This is a genomic window from Nostoc sp. (genome assembly GCF_036917095.1).
Taxonomy (GTDB): Bacteria; Cyanobacteriota; Cyanobacteriia; order Cyanobacteriales; family Nostocaceae; genus Nostoc.
Map to the genome: position 1 here is coordinate 63,805 of NZ_JBALFH010000035.1, position 19,103 is coordinate 82,907.

Sequence of the window (19,103 nt, forward strand, 5' to 3'; positions counted from 1 at the left end):
ATGGTCATAGTGTGCCATCTTCCAATCAGATGGACAAGTTAATCCAGCCAATTCAAAAGTACAAAAGTTTATCTACCAAGGTTGCACAACAAGTTTTGAGATTGTTGGATAAATCATGGAAGGGATACTTTGCAGCGCTAGCACAATATAAGCATACAGAATTGAACTATGAAAGTCCGCTCTAGCTACTGGCAACTGTTGCCTTATCTCTGGCCCCAATGGCCGCTGTTAATTCGGGGATTTGCTTGTATCTTAGGATTTGTGTTGTTTACCCTAGCAATACCCTATTTAGCAGGTAAGGTCGCTTTTTTTCTTGGTCAGGGAAATGTTAACCAGATTGCCTACTGGCTCGGACTAGCCACTTTAGTATTTTTGGTTCGAGGGTTTTGTCAATACGGGCAGAATGTCTTTATGATAGCTGCTGCTCTGGAAATGGTTTTAAACTTGCGTAAGCGAGTTTACGCTCACCTGCACAAACTCGGATTGGATTACTTTGAAACCACACAGACGGGAGACCTGACTTATCGCCTAACTGAAGATATCGACCGAGTAGGCGAGATTGTTGATAAGTTATCCCATCAATTTCTTTCCAATCTGTTGCAGTTAATTGTGATTCCGCTTTACATGCTCTACCTGAATTGGCCGCTGACACTTACAGGTTTGATTTTGGCTCCCTTGATGGCTTGGTTGATCGGAGGATTTGGTCAGCGATTACTCGTGCTATCTCGCCAGAGTCAAAATCAGGTTTCCAATTTGTCAGCGCTGCTAACTGAAGTATTTGGCGGGATTCGTGTGGTTCAGGCTTTTGCGGCACAAGAGTATGAAGTGAAGCGATTCAATCAGGAAGCAGAACGCAATCGTCAGGCTCAGTATCGCACTCAACAACTCAAATCCATTCAGTTTCCTGTTGTCGGTTTTTTGGAAGCAGTTAGTATTATGCTGCTATTTTTATTGGGAGGATGGCAGATTTCTCAGAATCAGCTGACATCTCAAGGGTTTATCAGTTTCTTAGCTGCTGTGGCTTTACTGATTCAGCCAATCGACATGATGATTAGCAATTACAACGAGTACAAACAGACCGAAGCTTCCGTCGAACGCATCTTTGAACTGATGGCGAAGCAGCCTAGCCTTAGCGAAAAATCGAATGCAAAGGAAATGCCACGAGTTATTGGCAAGGTAGAGTATCGTCATGTCGATTTCGCCTACAATCCCGACCAGCCAGTCCTCAAGGATCTCTCCCTGCACGCTTCTCCTGGTGATGTCATTGCTTTAGTTGGTTCTTCTGGAGCCGGCAAATCGACGTTAATTAGCCTTTTACTTCGCTTTTATGACCCTCAGGCGGGTCAAATTCTGATTGATAATATTGATATCCGCGACGTTACACTCACCAGCCTGCGCCGTCAAATTGGGATTGTTCCCCAAGATGTTACCCTTTTTTCGGGAACGATCGCTGAAAATATCGGTTACGGTCAGGAAAAATTAGATTTAGAAGCGATTCAGTCAGCAGCAAAGATTGCCAACGCTCACTCCTTTATCACCCAGTTTTCTCAGGGTTATCATACTTGGCTAGGCGAACGTGGAGTTAACCTATCCGGAGGACAACGCCAAAGATTAGCGATCGCCAGAGCAGTCGCCAACGATCCTCGAATTCTCATCTTGGATGAGGCTACCTCTGCTCTGGATTCGGAATCAGAAGCACTAGTACAAGAAGCGCTCGAACGAGTCATGCAAAACCGTACCGTGTTTATTATCGCCCATCGCTTGAGCAGCGTTCGTCGGGCTGACTGCATTCTCGTAGTAGAACAAGGACAGGTGGTTGAAGCTGGTACCCACACCTCCCTACTGTCTAAGGAAGGACGATATGCCCGTTTTTACGCCCAACAATTATACTCAGCAGATAGTTAGTGCATTGTCAAGTTAGGGAACTCCAAAAAATAAACTATCCAATTTTTGGAATCAAAACGACTTTCCTTGCCCCCTGCGCCCTGCCCTAAAAGCGATTGGATATTTTTTTTGGAAGTCCCTTACTGTCCGTTCGCTAATTTTTTGACATCTACTCGAATTTCATAAAATCAGGATTTACGCAAAAATTGCTAAAAAGCTTAATGTGATTTGAATCATAAAATAAACTTTTAGCTCACGATATGGATTCAAACGACAATACTTCTTCGTTGTAGTTTGCATTTACGAGTGAAAACGTAAAAACACTCATTTACTGAGGCGATTGTTCTCTTGTGGCTAAGTAGAGTAATTACCTACTTTTTATGTATTAAGAGTGTTGAAATGAGGGGGCTAACACTGCAATCGTTAAAGTATTGCGACAAATATAATAGTCATAATCAATCCCTGTGGTTAGGGATTAATTATAGCGATCGCTCATACGGAACAGCGATCGCTTCTCTACTGGATAAACTCGCCATCGCTTCTATAGTTGAAATTTAGGCTGCATATTTTTAACCTATTGGTTAAATTAAGCCTTGGTGTAATTGAAAATATTGTAAAGTATAGAATTGTCCTAAGTATTGCCCTACGCAACTCCCCCTATGACTACCGCACCCTTAAGCTGGCAAGAACTAGAAAGCCTCACGGACTATCAAATAGATACCGTTAATGGTCTCACCAATGCTAGAGCCAGGTTGCGCTTGTTTGGTCAGCCGGAATCTGATGTGCGGGTAACGCTGTACCGCGATAACCACGCCTGGTGTCCTTACTGTCAAAAAGTTTGGTTATGGCTAGAGGAAAAACAGATCCCCTATCGGATCGAAAAAGTGACAATGTTCTGCTATGGGGAGAAAGAAAGTTGGTACAAACGTAAGGTACCATCAGGAATGCTCCCCGCGATCGAGCTAGATGGACGGATTATTAAGGAAAGCGATGACATTTTGATCGCTTTAGAAAAGGTTTTTGGTTCATTGAGCCAAGGGATGGAAGACCGCACGGTGCTTCCTCTACGTCAATTAGAACGACTTTTATTTAGAGCCTGGTGCGCTTGGCTGTGCTCTAGAGCCGGTTCCTCTCAACAAGAACAACGCAACCGAGAAGAATTTATCGGAGTGGTGGCTAAGGTCGAGGAGGCTCTGGGTCGCACCCCAAGCCCTTACTTTCTAGATAACTTCGGCATCGTCGATGTCATTTTTACCCCCTATGTCGAACGGATGAATGCGAGCCTTTACTACTACAAGGGCTACTCCCTGCGTTCGGAAAACCCTCACTTGAGCGCATGGTTTACAGCAATGGAAAGCCGACCGACCTACTGCGGTACCCAGAGCGACTTTCACACCCACGCACATGATTTGCCGCCGCAGATGGGGGGCTGTTGGGAAAACGGCGAAACCCAGATGCTTCTGAATAAAGCGCGGGTGGATAACGGTCCCTGGTTTGGGCTACCAGATGTTGCTTATCCAGAACCGGAAAACTCCCGCATGGAAGCTCTTCAACGAACTATCAAACACCGCAGCAATATTATCCGAGTCAACCCCTTAGATGATGAATTGTTCGATCGAGCGTTACGTTGTGCTTTAACACACATGATGACAGGTGAAGACTGTGTACCTCCATCGGGATCTGATGTCGCTCTCCGATATTTGCGCGATCGCATTAATGTACCGCGAGACATGTCCATCTACGCAGCCAAGCGATTGAGAGAATCCCTGGAGAAAACCGCAGCCCTTGCGGGTGATGGGCAGCCAGCCCCCATTCCCACTAAGCATCGACGAGATCAAGACCCGTCTAACTTTGTCATCAAGTAGGATTCAGGCGCTCCTCTAAGGCATCATGTAAAAATAAGTTGTACAAAATATGAGCGATCGCTTCACTAATTCATTTAGGATAGTGTTGTGCTAAAAACTCCTCAGCTTCAGTCTTATCTTTAATCACTCCATCCAAGGTAGCAGCAACTACATCATCTAATATTTGTCGATATTGGGGCCCTGGTTTGTAACCAAGTTTCTTTAAATCATTGCCATTCAATAGTGGCTGCACATTAGCCCAAACAGTTAAATATTTCCAAATTTGATGTCTAAGCGATCGCGGACTTTGCACGGCGATTAAAATCAGCATTGGTAAATTATAGTGTCCCAGCAACTGCACAACTTGACTGGGGCGTTGCAAAGTGGATAATAATCTCATCACCTCAGTTTGTACTTGAGCTAAGTTCTTCAGCCTAGCAATGCTATCCTCTTGCAATTGCAGATTTTTTGCTACTTTTGCCCGATATTGTGGTGCTAGATGGGCGATTAACGTTTCTAAGCGCATTTCCCAATGGATGAGAGTTTGTTCGGCATCAAATCGCCGCAAGCAGCGTTCTAGCAAACGTAATTGTCGCAGCAGTTCTGCGTCTAGCTTCAGGGTAGGATGGATACATTGCAATGCTCCTAAGTTATCGAGTAACTGTAAAGCCGATTTCCAATAGGGGGCTTCTAGGATGTGTTTTAATTCTGTTTTCAGTCGAGTTTGCAGGGCTGGAGTTTTGCTATTCTCTTGAGCAGTGCGATCGTAAACACCACTGTTGATGGCATAGCGGATAAACTCTTCAGTTTGCGGTTCAATTTGAAATCCGAAGCGCACGGCAAAGCGCACGCCGCGATAAATCCGGGTGGGATCTTCGATAAAGCTGTTGGGGTGTAAAACCCGAATTTGCTTGGCTTGTAAATCTAGTAATCCGCCAAAGAAATCGAGTAATTCACCAGCACGGGGAGTAGTGAGTCGCAAGGCGATCGCATTAATGGTAAAATCTCGACGATACAAGTCTTGACGAATTGAACTCGCCTCAACTTCTGGATTTGCTGCTGGATAAGGATAAAATTCGGTTCTAGCGGTGGCAATATCTACCCATAAAGAATCTAATTCTGGGTCTTTGTGCCACAGCAAAGCCGCAGTTTGAAAAGCCCCGTGGATTTCTAAACGAGCCGCAGGATAAAGTTGTTGGAGTGCCTTTGCTAGTTCTACACCAGCACCAACATCTGCTGATTTGTGAAAGCCATCAACCACAAGATCGATATCTTTAATCATCAAAGTGCCTGATGCTGCTTCAGCTAACAGTAAATCCCGCACCGCACCCCCGACAAGATAAAGATGCCAACCCCGTTTTTCTGCTTCTTGCGATGCTGTGGTGAGTAATTGCCACAGTTGCGGAGCAAGGCGATTTTGCAACTCAGTGCTGAGAGGAATTTGGAATTTGGAATTTGGAATTTGGAATTTTTGTCCCTCTTCGTCTTCATCCCTTTCTTGATGTAATTCCCGCAACACATCAGTACGAGTGACCAGACCAACTAACTGCTCATTCTCCAATACTGGTAAGCGTCCAATATCATAAGTCACCATCAGCGCTTCAATTTGTGGCAGTGTCGTATCTGGTGCGATCGTTTTAAGATTTGTGGTCATGTAGCCTTTGACTGGCGCATGACTAAATCCGTGGTGCAAGGCGATATCAATATCTCGCCGCGAAATAATACCTACTAGTTGCCCTTGGGCATCGACTACAGATAAACCAGAGTGTCTATAGCGCAACAAAATGCGCTGGGCTTCAGCAATTGTGGTTTCAGGCAGAATTGTGCGAACAGGAGATGACATCAAGTCCCTAGCCGTGGGGGGATGGGGAATTTGCGCTTTTACCCCATCAAGGAGTTGTTTTAATATTGCCTGTGAATCAACTCCCCTTAGGTTTAGCGATGCGGCTTGTGAATGGCCGCCGCCACCTAGAAGTTGGAATAATTGGTTAAGATTCGTTTTGGGAATTTGCGATCGCCCAATTACAGTTAAGCGTGAATCCTCTTCACCTAAAGCATATTCATTAGCCAACAGTAGGGCATCAATTTCGGTTAATTCCACGAGTTCCGATGCCAAACTCGATAACCCCGGCACAAAACCATCTGTTTTCAGAGTTACCCAAGCAACCGTATATCCATGTAGACAAAGATATTCTAAATTTTCCAGCGATTCAGTTAATAACTGCTGCAATTGCACAGACAAACCAGGATCGCGGTAAGTGGAAATTACTGATAAACTAGCACCTTGTTCCATCAACCAAGCCAAAGCTAGGGCATCCCGTGGTGTGGACTGGTCATAAGTCAATGAGCCAGTGTCAACATGGATACCCAAAGCCATCACAGTTGCTTCGGCAGGAGTTAGGGAAATTTCCTGTTGTTGCAATTGCTCAACGATTAAAGTTGTAGTAGCTCCTACTGAGGAAATATATGATTCCGTAGCCGGAATATCTGATTCTTGTCCTAAGTGATGGTCATAAATTATAATCTCTCTAATATGGGGTAAATCTAACCACTCAGCAGCTTTACCCAAGCGATCGCGGTGTTGCGTATCCACCACAGTCAGAGAACGAATTTTTTCTGAATTCACCGAACGGCGTTCAATCAAGGGATATTCATCCCGATGCAATGCTAAAAAATCCCGTACAGTAGGATGAGAGCCGCCAGGGAGCACAATCTTGCTTCCCGATAGTAGGCGCGTTAACCCTACTGCTGCTCCTAATGCGTCAAAATCTGCTGTTGTGTGGCAAAGAATTAAATCCATAGTATTAAGAGTCATTGGTCATTGGTGCTTAGACAAAGGACAAACGACTAAAATATTGCAATTTTTGGTAACTTAAAAACAAGAAGAAAGTGTCAGTGTTGCCCTTGAGATAAAATGGGCAGAAGCCTCACCCTTTAACCCTCAGAGTCAGCGCCCTAATTGTCAAATATTCTGAAATAGGCGATCGCGGCGTTGTATGATTTAAGTGGTTACTCGCCACCACGGTCGTTGATACACCTAGCTTACTGCCCTCTGGGAAACCTACGTGAAACGTTGGACAACGGGAAACGAGTAGGCATCCTTTCAAAGAATGCAAATTTACCATTGGTTGACACATCAGTGCAAAAGTCATAAGCAATTCATCACTGTGTCGTAAAATTTGTGGGGTACGAAAGGAAGAAAAAATCAAATTGTTGACCGTGGGGGATCGCGAGGACATAAAATCAGAGCTTCTGGCCAGAAGCTCCTGGAAATGTCCTATGCAATAGCTGGAGTCACGCTCGTTGCCTACACTGTACACCTTACTGTTAGTGTAAGACATATCACTATTTCGCTGTATTGGGAGAAGCAAAAATGACCATAATATTCCAATTCGCTTTGATAAGCCTAGTTCTATTGTCCTTTGTCCTAGTTGTTGGCGTCCCCGTAGCTTACGCCACTCCCCAAAATTGGGTTGAATCTAAAAGGTTACTCTGGGTTGGTTCCGCCGTCTGGATTGGTTTGGTATTTTTAGTTGGTTTGTTAAACTTTTTTGTCGTGTAGGCGACGGCTTCGGTCTGGCGCAGGCACATAATATAAGAACTAGAGGGGCAGAAAAGCCAAGGTCAAAAACCAAAGGAAAAAAGGAAAGATTTTTTCCGATTTTCTTTTTTCTGACCGTGCTTTCCTGCTCCTCTACATTTAAATAAGAAATGTATATTGGCCAGAACTATAGTTGATTAAGAGGCAGTCATGGCAGTTTTCGAGGGAACTTTTACCCAAACGGAGCCTTTGCGGTTTGCAGTGGTGATTGGTCGATTCAATGACCTAGTTACCGGAAAGCTGCTAGAGGGATGTCAAGATTGCTTGAAACGCCACGGTGTAGATCCTAACCCCCAAGGTAATCAGGTGGACTATGTTTGGGTTCCGGGAAGTTTTGAGGTACCTTTAGTAGCTCGCCAACTAGCACTTTCCCATCGTTATGATGCTGTAATTTGTTTAGGTGCAGTCATTAGAGGGCAAACACCCCATTTTGATTATGTATCCGCCGAAGTTTCTAAAGGCATTGCCGCCGCTAGCTTTCAAACTGGAGTGCCAGTAATTTTTGGCATTTTAACAGTAGACACTATGCAGCAAGCCTTAGAACGGGCAGGCATAAAAGGTAATCATGGCTGGGATTATGCCCTGAATGCCCTAGAAATGGCAAGCCTGATGCGGCAACTGCGTTCTAACCTGGCAGAGCCATATTCTCGTAATAGCCAGTCTTTACCAGCCTCTTTTCAAAGTGCCAGCATCGGCAATTTAACTGCGGAGTCAGAAGAACTGGGCTAAATGAGTCATTAGTCATTTGTCCTTTGTTATTCACTAATGACAAATGACTAATGACCAATGACCAAATAACTAAATTAAGGGGTTGACAATTAAGAATAAATCTGAGATATTAATATATGGTTACCGATTGCGGGTATAGCTCAGTGGTAGAGCGTCACCTTGCCAAGGTGAATGTCGCGCGTTCGAATCGCGTTACCCGCTTCCAACTAAAACCTCTTGCAGTTTTTAACTCCAAGAGGTTTAGTGTTTTTAGGGTGCATTGAAGTCTTCGGCGATTCGCACTACATTCTTGTGAATCGCTCCCAATGAGGACAGATTGAGTAAACCAATCGTCTACTATCTCAATTTGAATATCGCCCACTCAAATTGCATTACCCACTTGCTAAGAAATATAAAACCCAGCTTTAGACTGGTGTAGATATACATTAGCTTGGCTACAATCTTTACAGGTGTAATCAATTGGTTTTATGTAGGATGTATTACACTGGAGTGACATACTTCTACACTGATTGCAAGCAATGAGCGTGTAGGCAACGAGCGTGACTCCCGGTATCCCGTCGGACATTAACAAAAGCTCTGTTTAGACTGCACGAGATGCCCCTTTGCACAGTTGAACAATCTAAAATGTTCAATCCTTCTATTTGGGCAAAGAGTCACACACACGCTCTGGATGTTTTAGCAATTCCCGCTCTTGAAACGCTTGTGAACTGCAAGGAATAAAGATAGGATGTAATCCCGATCTCACCTTGATAAGTAGATAGTAGTATATAGTAAACCAAAGGAAAATCTACGGTTTATTTGTGTCTGTTGTTTATCAGCGTAGCCTTCCCAAACGATTTGTTTTAGGAGTGGTTGCCACGTATGCTTAAAATTGTACCAGGTGTGTCAGCATAATAAATTCCCAAAAACGCAACCACATTACCTTGAAAGCGACAGATGAAGAGAAGGAAATTTTTAAATAAGATTGCCAGATCCGGGAAAGACTACAAACAGAGAACTCCATACTAATATGGCAATTACGATACTTAAAGGTGGCTCCATCTACTGTTTGCAATCATGGCGATGTTTGCATCGCCTGTTTATCTTGATAAAGGGAGAAGCCTCTAAGGCATTTATTAAGGGATCGTATTCTCATAGTTCGTGTAAAACACGCTCAAGTTATTAGAACGCTTGTGCAATCTCAAAAACCCGAAAAAATCGACTTCAATACCGAATACCCCTGTCCTTGTCGTCGCCGGGGTCAGTTAATTCCGATTACGCTGACAGATGCATTTGGTTGCGATCGCTGTCAGCAAATCTTTGTAGTAGAAGATAATGGTCATGTCCTAGAACAGCTTTCTACCACCTATCCCTACAAGCGGGCTTGGCGTTGGATGGGAAATAGTTGGCATGTTGTCCATCCTCGCTTGGGAGAAAGCTATCTGCCTATAGCGCTGGGCATTATTTTCGTGCTAGTGATTATATGGCTGCCATTAGCGCTGCGATTGGCACATGGTTCCAGCATTATTGCTTGGGCAATGGTGGCGGTGCTATTGGCTATTCTGCCAGCGCTAATGGTCTGGCTTACCTACAGACGTTAACTCAATGACTGTTGAAGTTTTGGACGATCGCCCCGAACCGATTACTAGTGCCCAACGAGCCTATCACGCTTCCCTAAAGTTGGGGATCACAAAGGGAGCAGACCGGAGTCGTGCAGTACTGGCGATGGCACAGGCGCTTGAGCGCTCATTTGACGACATTCTAGAAGCCAACACCTTGGATTTAGAAGCCAGTCGGGAAATGGCAGTGCCAGAGTTGATATTGGACTGGCTGAAGCTGACTCCCACAAGGCTAGAGATGACAGTGGACATTTTACAACGGTTGGGGGAATTATCAGATCCGCTGCGGCGCGTCAGAACCGCTGATTATCAACTGGAAGATTCCCAAAGTTACACCCAGTTAATGCCCTTGGGAGTGATTGGATTTATTTATGAGGCGTTCCCGGATTTAGGAGCGATCGCAGCGGGTTTTTGTATCAAAACTGGCAATAGTATAATTCTCAAAGGCAGTACTGAAGCTAGCCATTCCAACGCGGTCATCGCTGAGATCCTGCAAAGTGCGATCGCCCAAGTTGGTCTACCACCAGGCTGTCTAGAACTGATAACAGCAGAACATGGTGCTTCGATTCGGGATTTAGTCACCCAAGACCAGTACGTGAATCTAGTGATTCCCTACGGACGTTCTAGCTTGGTACAGCAAGTAGTACGACAGGCAACTTGCCCAGTATTAAAGTCAGCGATGGGTAACTGTTACCTCTACTGGTCGCCCAATAGCAGCTTGGAAATGGTGCGCTGGATGATTCTTAATAGCCATCAGAGCGAACCCGATCAAGTCAACGCCATTGAAAAAGTACTCATTCATCGCCAAGCCTTGCCATCATCTTTAGCAGTTCTATGGAATAGCTTGATAGAAAAAGGCTTTGAAATTAAAGGCGATGCAGAACTAGTAGAAGCCTTTCCTCAGTTGCAGCTGGTGAAGGAAGGCGAATGGGGAAACCCTTATTTAACTAGGACAGTAGCTTTTAAGTTGGTGGATAGCTTAGAAGCTGCGATCGCCTGGATTAATGAACACAGCAGTGGTCATGCCGACTCCATCGTGACTGAATCTTACCAAGAAAGTCGGCAGTTTGCTTTAGGAGTTAACAGTGCCTCTACCTACATCAACACTTCCCCGCGTTTTTCCCGCAACCCCTCGCGGGGAGATTCAGTATTTCTCGGTATGTCTAATCAAAAAGGTCATCGCCGGGGATTTATCAGCCTGGAAACTTTGACCACCGTTAAGCACATTGTTCAGGGCAATGGTAGGTTTTAAATAATTTGTAATTTATACAATAGAATTGTGAACTTAAATTATCTCAAATCACCGTGAATAATTAAATTCCCCACACCTCAACGGTTCTGTCTCCACTCCAAATAAATAGTCTCTGTCCATCTGAGTTAATTGCAAGACGAGTAATTGACGATGAATGACTTGTGAGGCTACAAAGTTCATGTCCTGTCCGAATGTTCCACACTTTAATGGTTCCATTTTCTCGACTACCACTAAGTAAAAAGCGTCGATCGCAACTGACAGTAATTACAGGCATATACCCTGAAAGACTTAAGGTGCAAATTACTTGTTGTGTTTGCCAATCCCATATCTCATAGTTGTAGTCATACCATTCTTCAGTCACTAAGATTTGCGAATTTGAGTAGATGGGAATACGGCGAGGAATATTCTCAGCCATGTGAATAGAAGGTATGAACTTTTCTTCATTAACATCCCAGAATGTTAAAATGTAGTCATCACCAGTGCTTACAATTGTTTGACCATCTGAGCTAAAACAAACATACCAAAAGCATTCAGAACTGCGACCTGTAGTGAAAACTTTCTGTCCTATTGTTACATCCCACAGTTCGGCATAATCATTACAATTCCAAAGTGCTAAAACGCGATTGTTGGGTGCGATCGCGATTTGATCGAATTCCTTAGTTGCTTCTGGCTGGAATGTGCATATTACTTGTTGTGTTTGCATATTCCACACTTGAATTGTGTCGTTATAATTACAAGTAACTAAGGTTTGCCTCTCTTGGCTAATATCTACACAAAGTATTTTGCGAACCTCATCTGTATACCTTTCAATAGTAAAAAGATACTCAAAAAATAAATAGGGGTTATATTCTTGTAATGCCAGTTTAGCTCTTGGCTCTGTACTTTCCTGAAGTAGCCAATAAGCTGCTTCTTGAACATCAACCTCTGAGTTCTGTAAAGCTTCAATAATCAATTCTAAGCCAGCTTCCCCATACTCAAAAGCATCTAGAAGGGCATCAATTTTTTGTTCAACCCTTCCATACGCCAGCAATTGCTTAACTCTTTCAATCCCTCCCAAAAGTGCATCGTTAATTGTCATAAATTCTTTACTATTTTGGCGGTGGGCCTAAATGCACCACAAATTTCTCCTAGTTTCAATACCCAATTCCCTAATTCAAATTTAAACTTAACAAAATCTTAATTTCTACTCGATCCTGGTTTGGTAGGTTCCTTGTGTTTGGTTGAGCAGCAATTAGGAAACAAGTCAAATCAAGCCATTATTTGTGCTTTTCACAACTGAGCTTCCTAAATGCCAACTGTATTTACATCTGGGAAGGGTTGAATATGGAACTTATGGATGGTACGCGCCTGCTAGCAAATCGGTGCAGACGGCGGAATTTCTTGTTGGGTGCAGGATTCTTAACAGGATTAACAATCGCTAGCCAATGGCATCCGGTATTGGCTAACTCAAGGTTTTCTGGCTATCCGTTCAGTCTTGGTGTTGCCTCTGGCGATCGTTTGCCGTAAAAAAAGCGGAGTGTAGGGAAAATTCAGGAGAAGTGGAGACTATTCAAGGCGGAAGCGATCGCCTGCTAAAAGCTACACTGAATCAATCTTCCTGAAGAGTTATTTTGGCATTTCTTTGCAATACTTAACTAAGTTCTAATTAAAAAAAGTGAACATAGATTAAAAATGATAACTAACATCATAATTTATTAAGTTACTCAAGCTAAGTTGAGAGTATGCTTAATAATTGAAGTCTAGTTGAGAATTTAAGTAACTAGGTGCAAATAAACTTAAACATTTGTTGACTTTTTTGTAGTTTGTCATTTGTTTGAGTGTTAAATACTAAAAATAAAATTTGTTTGTGCCAACTTACTAACTAGGTTGTCGAGCAAGGCGGTGAAAATCCGACCTGAGCCAGGTGTAACAGCGAAAACAAAAGTAAACTTCACACAAATTACCTAAGATGATAAGAAGAATTTTGCTAGCTGTATCGGGATTGGGACACGCAGAAGAAATGCTCAAAACCCTGAAAGAAATCCCTTCAATTCAATCTGCAAAAGTGACAATTTTGCATGTTGTTCAAGCACAAAATACTGCTGCTACCATGACAGCTAAATGGGAAAATGGCGGTAAAATTCTGGCGAATGCCATTCAAACATTGGACTTAGATCCTAGCCAAGTGTCTTCAATTTTGCGTGAAGGCGACCCTAAAGATGTAGTTTGCCAAGTAGCTGATGAAATTGACGCTGACTTGATTATTATGGGTTCACGCGGACTGAAGCGGCTGCAATCGATTTTATCGAATTCAGTCAGTCAGTATGTTTTTCAACTATCTTCTCGCCCCATGTTGCTGGTCAAAGATGACATTTATGTCAAAAAAATTAAGCGCGTTATGGTGGCAATAGACAACTCTGATTCAGCAAAAAACTGCTTGAAGTTGGCACTTTTTTTACTGCGAGATATTCAGGGCGGCGAGTTAATTTTGGCAAATGTTGCCACAGATTTAGGCGGAAAAAAATCGGAAATAACTGAAGTTAGTTCAAACAAAAATCCAGTTTTGGCAGCCGCAGTTGCAGAAGCTGAAAAACAAGGCATCCAATCTCGTTCTTATATCAGCAGTGGCAAACCTGGTGAAGAAATTTGTCGGTTGGCAGAGGAGTTGAATGTAGACTTATTATTGCTCGGTTCTCCAGATCGTCGTCCATCCATCGCTAAGAGTTTTGTTGATATAGACCGACTCATCGGCTCTTCCTTGTCTGACTATGTTCGAGTCAATGCCACTTGTCCAGTATTGTTGGCGCGGACAATCGCTTAAAGTCAAAGTAGAGTTAGCGGTTGATAAATAAAAACCCCTACACTATTGGTGCAGGGGTTATTTATTTTATACACAAAACTCTTAACTATCTTTTCCACCTTCGCGGCTAGCAGTTTGGATGTACAGAATTAGTAAAAACACAGCGGGAACGAGTACGAACAAAATGCTCGCTATGAACCCCAGGTCATTAACTTGCATGGCAAGAAAGCCTCTCTTAAATTTCCAGTCAACAACATTAGGATAGCATCATTGATGACAGAGTTATACCAATTCAAAATTCAAAATCAGGTAACTCAATTTGGGTAAGTATTTTGACTACTGACTGGATGCAAATTGAAGCAATGGCAGATTTGAGAACTTAAGGCTTGGTGGCTACACTGACTGAGCCATTCACTAAAGTTTGACAGGCAAGGCGGTAATTTTCCGGCTTTTTCTTGAATTTCCGGTTTTCTACGTCTGTGCGGGGGGAAAGATTTTCTAATCCTTCGACTATCTGGACAACGCAAGTACCACACTGGCCATTGCCACCGCAATTGGTCATCTTGCCAATCAATGTATATATATCAATGCCATTTTGTATCGCCTTGAGCCGGAGATTTGCACCATCGGCCGCAACTACTTCTTTATTTTCTTTAATGAATTTGATATTACCCATAACTAATTCCTCCTTGACTCTAAGTTTGGCTTTCAAGGCTTCATATTGACATGGCTTGATTCACATCTTATTTATTATATTAATTCATTACAAAATATTAATAAATATTAACTTTATAGAACATGGGGCTGCAAAAAAATAGAACAGGTAAAATACCTGTCCTATAAATTGAAAAATAGATTAACTTATCTAAATCCCACAGCTGCTTGCCAAACGAAAGCAAGCAACAAGAAGAATACGGGGATGACTGGGAGAACGTCTACCAAAGGATCGAAGATTTGGTAAGCTTCTGGCAGTTTTGCTAATAAAAGTGCTGCTTCCATGTTTGTTTAAATCCACCTATCCAACACAGCTTTCATAATTGAGAGATATCTTAACATGATTTGAGTCTCAATCATTGGTCAATAGTCATTTGTAATTTCCCCCTCATCTGATGGTGATTCAGATGAGTTGAGCCAGTGACCAAATTCTGCAACAAAGCGATCGCTCAATATTGCTTCTCTAATTTTTTGCGTAAACCGAATTAGTTCGGTAATGTTGTGAATGCTCAACAAGGTATAAGCTAAAATTTCCTGCGATCGCACTAAATGAGATATGTAAGCCCGGCTAAAATTTTGACAACTGTAGCAGGGACAAGTTTCATCTAATGGCGTAAAATCTTCACGAAACTTAGCATTTTTTAAATTCCAGCGTCCGCCCTGGACTATTGCTGTTCCATGTCTCGCCCAGCGAGTGGGAATTACGCAATCAAATAAATCGACACCAGATGCGATCGCGATCGCCATTTCCCGATAAGTACCCACACCCATTAAGTAACGTGGCTTTTCGGGGGGTAAAAGCGGTGCTGTGACTTTGACAATCTCAGCCATCAATTCTGGTGGTTCTCCCACACTCACGCCACCAATGGCATATCCGGGTAAATCTAACTTAGCCAAAGCTTCAGCCGCACGGCAACGCAAATCCAAATACACGCCCCCTTGCACAATCCCAAACAAAGCCTGTTCGCTGTGTTGATGAGCTGTTATACAGCGTTCTAGCCAGCGGTAAGTGCGCTCAGTTGCAGTTTCTACCTCTTGACGAGTCGCTGGGTAGGGCGGACACTCATCAAAGGCCATGATTACATCAGCCCCCAAAGTATTTTGAATCTCAATAGAGCGTTCTGGTGTTAATTTAATAATTTGTCCATCATGGGGCGAGCGAAACGTTACGCCTTCTTCAGTAATTTTTCGCATCTCGCTTAAGCTGAACACCTGAAACCCACCCGAATCTGTGAGCATTGGCCCGTTCCACCCCATAAACTTGTGCAACCCACCACCCCCAGCCACGATCGCTTCTCCTGGTTGTAGGTGAAGATGATAAGTATTAGATAAGATCATTTGCGCCCCAGTATCTCGTAGTTGAGATGGGGTAATAGTTTTGACATTTGCCAGCGTTCCCACTGGCATAAATCGAGGGGTTTCTACAAGACCGTGAGGGGTGAAAAACACTCCTGCTCTAGCTTTGGTTTCGCTACAGCAAGCAAGACATTGAAAAGAAAAATTCGCACTCATGCCATTTTGAATTGTTGAAGATGCGCTTATCAGACTTACACAAAACTATACGATGCAGGGGCAATTCAGAATTCCCATACATCAATAAAGCGCAGCCTCACATAAATTTGGTATAATAGTCGCTATTTTAGAAAGAATCAGAACAGTCATCGTCGATTTCTGCATCCCACCTGGCTGAGAGTACTTGCTCCATCATCGCTTCTATGGCGCTGACATTGAAGTTTCGCTCTCGTCGCTCCTGTAAGGGGGTTGAACGGGGAATCAACCGCAGGCACACTCCTTCTTGCATCAAATCGAAGTAGGTTTCTTGTTGCGACGACTGTTTTAGTTCCAAGTAATCAAAACTACAAACATTCAGATATAGCGCGTGGTTAGCCACTAAGGTAGACCTTTGCGGATTGGCAAAAACTTCCATCACATCCCCTTCACCCTCGCTCAGTACCTTATCTTCTTGGGTGTAGATGTAGTGGACTCGACCTAAATCTGTCAGCAATCGCCGGATGTCGAGCTTATTCACGATGATGCCCGTGTTAATAATGCACGGAGCTGGTATCCTGGTGTCGGGTAGATGGTGACTCATAGGAAAATAGCGATTGAGCTAAGGAGAGCGACAACATAGCTAAACTGTCATAATTGAATAGCTGTTGACTCCCTACATTTAAAAAAATATCAATTTTGTGGGGCAATCGTCTAATAATTTGGAGTAAGTTTTCAGTTAATGAATACAAAAGACAAATTTTGATCCCTGATGGAATTTTAATTTCCGGAATCTTGATGTTTTTTGTATAAAATAACACTCAAAATTATTTATTTACTACTTAGACCAGCATAACAAAATTTTTAGGGAGAATCTCTAATAGGAAGTAAATCTTATCTAAAGCTTTAAATTTCCGTAATGTTCAACTTTACTGAAATTATGGCTATTATCCAGCAATTAACCAAATATTAATGTAATTCTGATGACGAAACAGCAACAGTGGTGGAAAAAGCTGCTGTTAAAGCTGGCAGCTAGTATTATATTTTACACAATTATTCCACTACCGTATTTGCACGGATTGGACTTTCGGGGAGTGGCACGTCTCGTTTCGCTTGTAGGGTTGATAATTGGGGCAATTTTAGGGTTTCTGGATACGGGGATGAATTATATTGGTATGCCCGTACTAACTCGTAGTGCTTTGGTAGTAAGTGTTTGGATTGCCATAACTGGAGGACTGCATTTAGATGGAGCAATGGATACTGCCGATGGTTTGGCAGTGGGCGACCCAGATCGGCGGCTGGAAGTGATGACAGATAGTGCTACAGGTGCATTTGGGGCAATGGCCGCGATCGCCTTAGTGATACTGAAAATAACCGCCTTGAGCGATCTGCCAGAAAATCGTTGGTTGTTGCTGATGGCTGCTTGTGGCTGGGGGCGTTGGGGACAACAGCTAGCGATCGCGCGATACCCTTATCTGAAACCAACTGGCAAAGGTGCATTTCACAAACAAGCCATTCGTTCTTACAAAGATTTGTTACCGGGACTGTTATTGTTGTTTGGCTTAAGTGGTTTACTTTGGTGGATAGATAAACAGCAGCTATTTCTCGCACTGGCAATGATAATTGCTGGAAGTGCGATCGCCAGTTTAACTGGTGCGTGGTTCAACCACAAATTAGGCGGACACACCGGAGATACCTACGGCGCAGTCGTTGAGTGGACTGAAGCCTTATTTCTCTGTGTGCTAACCGTTTTTTAAGAAATAGGGGCAGGGGGAGCAGGGGGAGCAGAGGGAGCAGAGGGAGCAGGGGGAGCAGAGGGAGCAGGGGGAGCAGGGGGAGCAGGGGAAGCAGGGGAAGCAGGGAAGAAATGACTAATGACTAATGACTAATGACCAATGACTAATGACTAATGACCAATGACTAATGACCAATGACCAATGACTAATGACCAATGACCAATGACCAATTCATTTAATCGGTTGCAGCTTTGTCACCTTGAGTTTAAAAGCCCCAACCCCAGTTTCGCCAAAAGACCGGACGCGAATCACATAACTCCCTGTCTCTACGATGCGAGTAAATAGTAGGGAATTGCTACTACCATCAGGGCCATCATCATTTTCTGCCAGAGTCGAACCATCAGGTGATAGCAAGGTGATGATGCTGTCAAAGTTTTCAGATGAGAGGTCAACAGCTAAATTATCGCCCTTTTCTAACTTCACTGTGTAATCACGGGCAAACCCACCTTGACCTGTAGGAATGTCTTTGTCTGAAAGGCGATCGTTAATTTCAGTACTGTTAGATAAAGGAATTGGACTATACAATTTATTTTGAGCAAAAGCTGCACTTGTACTTATGCCTATTGCCAGCAATGTGGCAGGAATGATGATGAGCTGTTTTAAACCCGCCGCAAAAACTTTATTCATAACACTTCTAGGAATTTTTCTACAGAAATAGGGTAAATTGGTCAATTCATCCACTTTTAAGCCAAAGCTTGGCGATTAATTCTGGATTTATCCATCTTTGACGGCAGTGGCTACAGCTACTAATCCTAAGACCACAATTCCATACTGACGAAGTGTTTGCACAGCAGACCTGGCAGTAGCACCAGTAGTATAAATGTCGTCCACTAACAGCACTGGGACATTTGGAGGACGATGGCGAAATTCTTGGCCAACAGCAAAAGCTTTAACCAAGTTCTTTTCTCGTTTGGATGCCGATAAACCAAATTGCGCTTCCGTTTCTCGCACTCTTGCTAAACCGTTTAATTTCAATTTTAATCCAGTAATTTCGCAGAAGCTTTGTGCTATTAGTGCAGCTTGATTGTATTTACGTTGCTTTTGCTTGCTAGCGTGGAGTGGGATGGGAACTACCACAGGCTGGCTATCTCGCCTCGGCGAATTTAACAACCATGCTTCTCCTAACCATTGACCCAAAGGACGAGCTATTTGGGGTTGATTTTCGTATTTCATCGCCGCGATCGCCCGTTTTACCGGGCCGCCATACTCTCCCCAGCCAAACACTGGTATTGGTTCTTGCCAAAGAGAACTAGGGTCTTTACGTTGACATTTTTGCAATTGTCTAGTGCAGTTGTGACAGAATTCTTCGGAAGTTGCGCGTTGACATAGGGGACAATGGGATTGCAGAAAAAGATTGAGTAAGCCTGTGAGATTTTTAATCCAAGTGTGCATTTAGAATTGTCCTTTGTCATTTGTCC

The 19,103-nt window shown here is 43.3% G+C and carries 19 protein-coding genes, 1 tRNA gene and 1 pseudogene; 11 read left to right on the top strand and 10 right to left on the bottom strand.

Annotation, left to right across the window (positions count from 1 at the left end; all coding sequences use genetic code 11):
• The first annotated feature begins 168 nt into the window (after positions 1-168).
• From V7L01_RS18390 to V7L01_RS18400, 3 genes are all read left to right on the top strand, one after another.
• The gene (locus V7L01_RS18390; RefSeq protein WP_335037111.1) at positions 169-1,905 is read left to right on the top strand and encodes an ABC transporter ATP-binding protein; all 1,737 of its coding nucleotides are present in this window, start codon (positions 169-171) and stop codon (positions 1,903-1,905) included.
• A gap of 378 nt (positions 1,906-2,283) precedes the next feature.
• The gene (locus V7L01_RS18395; RefSeq protein ID WP_335037112.1) at positions 2,284-2,442 is read left to right on the top strand and encodes a hypothetical protein; all 159 of its coding nucleotides are present in this window, start codon (positions 2,284-2,286) and stop codon (positions 2,440-2,442) included.
• A gap of 101 nt (positions 2,443-2,543) precedes the next feature.
• The gene (locus tag V7L01_RS18400) at positions 2,544-3,749 is read left to right on the top strand and encodes a glutathione S-transferase family protein (protein ID WP_335037114.1); all 1,206 of its coding nucleotides are present in this window, start codon (positions 2,544-2,546) and stop codon (positions 3,747-3,749) included.
• 70 nt (positions 3,750-3,819) lie between these two features.
• Here V7L01_RS18400 and V7L01_RS18405 read toward each other — a convergent pair whose 3' ends face one another.
• Positions 3,820-6,528, bottom strand: coding sequence for a CBS domain-containing protein (locus V7L01_RS18405; protein WP_335037160.1), 2,709 nt, complete (start codon positions 6,526-6,528; stop codon positions 3,820-3,822).
• Positions 6,529-6,655: 127 nt separating this feature from the next.
• Entirely contained in the window at positions 6,656-6,880 is a 225-nt protein-coding gene (locus V7L01_RS18410) for a hypothetical protein (RefSeq protein ID WP_335037115.1), read from the bottom strand.
• 221 nt (positions 6,881-7,101) lie between these two features.
• Here V7L01_RS18410 and psbZ point away from each other — a divergent pair, with 221 nt between their 5' ends.
• The 5 genes from psbZ to V7L01_RS18435 all read left to right on the top strand — a co-directional run bounded on the left by psbZ (position 7,102) and on the right by V7L01_RS18435 (position 10,908).
• Positions 7,102-7,290 (top strand): photosystem II reaction center protein PsbZ, encoded by a 189-nt coding sequence (gene psbZ / locus V7L01_RS18415; protein WP_229500909.1) that lies wholly within the window; start codon positions 7,102-7,104, stop codon positions 7,288-7,290.
• A gap of 189 nt (positions 7,291-7,479) precedes the next feature.
• On the top strand, positions 7,480-8,058 hold the full coding sequence (ribH, locus tag V7L01_RS18420) for a 6,7-dimethyl-8-ribityllumazine synthase (RefSeq protein WP_094346524.1): 579 nt from the start codon (positions 7,480-7,482) through the stop codon (positions 8,056-8,058).
• A gap of 129 nt (positions 8,059-8,187) precedes the next feature.
• Positions 8,188-8,259: transfer RNA gene (locus V7L01_RS18425), tRNA-Gly, on the top strand.
• A gap of 971 nt (positions 8,260-9,230) precedes the next feature.
• Positions 9,231-9,638, top strand: a complete 408-nt coding sequence (locus V7L01_RS18430) for a hypothetical protein (protein WP_335037117.1) — start codon at positions 9,231-9,233, stop codon at positions 9,636-9,638.
• A 4-nt stretch (positions 9,639-9,642) separates the two neighbouring features.
• Positions 9,643-10,908, top strand: coding sequence for a glutamate-5-semialdehyde dehydrogenase (locus V7L01_RS18435; RefSeq protein ID WP_335037118.1), 1,266 nt, complete (start codon positions 9,643-9,645; stop codon positions 10,906-10,908).
• 61 nt (positions 10,909-10,969) lie between these two features.
• On the opposite strand, the gene V7L01_RS18440 is transcribed toward V7L01_RS18435, so the two are convergent.
• Positions 10,970-11,986 (bottom strand): WD40 repeat domain-containing protein, encoded by a 1,017-nt coding sequence (locus V7L01_RS18440; RefSeq protein WP_335037120.1) that lies wholly within the window; start codon positions 11,984-11,986, stop codon positions 10,970-10,972.
• A gap of 245 nt (positions 11,987-12,231) precedes the next feature.
• On the opposite strand from V7L01_RS18440, the pseudogene V7L01_RS18445 reads away from it, so the two are divergent.
• Both V7L01_RS18445 and V7L01_RS18450 read left to right on the top strand, forming a co-directional pair.
• Positions 12,232-12,411 (top strand): annotated as a pseudogene (locus tag V7L01_RS18445) (alkaline phosphatase); the annotation flags it as partial.
• A gap of 445 nt (positions 12,412-12,856) precedes the next feature.
• Complete coding sequence (locus tag V7L01_RS18450; protein ID WP_335037122.1) at positions 12,857-13,708, top strand: universal stress protein; 852 nt, start codon at positions 12,857-12,859, stop codon at positions 13,706-13,708.
• Between the two features lie 81 nt (positions 13,709-13,789).
• On the opposite strand, the gene psbM is transcribed toward V7L01_RS18450, so the two are convergent.
• The 5 genes from psbM to V7L01_RS18475 form a co-directional block, all read right to left on the bottom strand.
• Entirely contained in the window at positions 13,790-13,906 is a 117-nt protein-coding gene (psbM, locus tag V7L01_RS18455; protein ID WP_084227279.1) for a photosystem II reaction center protein PsbM, read from the bottom strand.
• A gap of 160 nt (positions 13,907-14,066) precedes the next feature.
• Positions 14,067-14,363, bottom strand: a complete 297-nt coding sequence (locus V7L01_RS18460) for a 2Fe-2S iron-sulfur cluster-binding protein (protein ID WP_335037124.1) — start codon at positions 14,361-14,363, stop codon at positions 14,067-14,069.
• A 185-nt stretch (positions 14,364-14,548) separates the two neighbouring features.
• Entirely contained in the window at positions 14,549-14,686 is a 138-nt protein-coding gene (locus tag V7L01_RS18465) for a photosystem II reaction center protein K (RefSeq protein ID WP_006195022.1), read from the bottom strand.
• A gap of 78 nt (positions 14,687-14,764) precedes the next feature.
• A complete protein-coding gene (tgt, locus tag V7L01_RS18470) occupies positions 14,765-15,913 on the bottom strand; it encodes a tRNA guanosine(34) transglycosylase Tgt (protein WP_335037126.1) in 1,149 nt (382 codons plus the stop codon).
• 127 nt (positions 15,914-16,040) lie between these two features.
• Positions 16,041-16,493, bottom strand: coding sequence for a hypothetical protein (locus V7L01_RS18475; RefSeq protein WP_251958203.1), 453 nt, complete (start codon positions 16,491-16,493; stop codon positions 16,041-16,043).
• A 379-nt stretch (positions 16,494-16,872) separates the two neighbouring features.
• Here V7L01_RS18475 and cobS point away from each other — a divergent pair, with 379 nt between their 5' ends.
• Complete coding sequence (gene cobS / locus V7L01_RS18480) at positions 16,873-17,646, top strand: adenosylcobinamide-GDP ribazoletransferase (RefSeq protein ID WP_335037128.1); 774 nt, start codon at positions 16,873-16,875, stop codon at positions 17,644-17,646.
• A 210-nt stretch (positions 17,647-17,856) separates the two neighbouring features.
• On the opposite strand, the gene V7L01_RS18485 is transcribed toward cobS, so the two are convergent.
• On the bottom strand, positions 17,857-18,312 hold the full coding sequence (locus V7L01_RS18485; protein ID WP_335037129.1) for a PPC domain-containing protein: 456 nt from the start codon (positions 18,310-18,312) through the stop codon (positions 17,857-17,859).
• Between the two features lie 87 nt (positions 18,313-18,399).
• A complete protein-coding gene (locus tag V7L01_RS18490; RefSeq protein WP_335037131.1) occupies positions 18,400-19,077 on the bottom strand; it encodes a ComF family protein in 678 nt (225 codons plus the stop codon).
• Positions 19,078-19,103 lie beyond the last annotated feature (26 nt).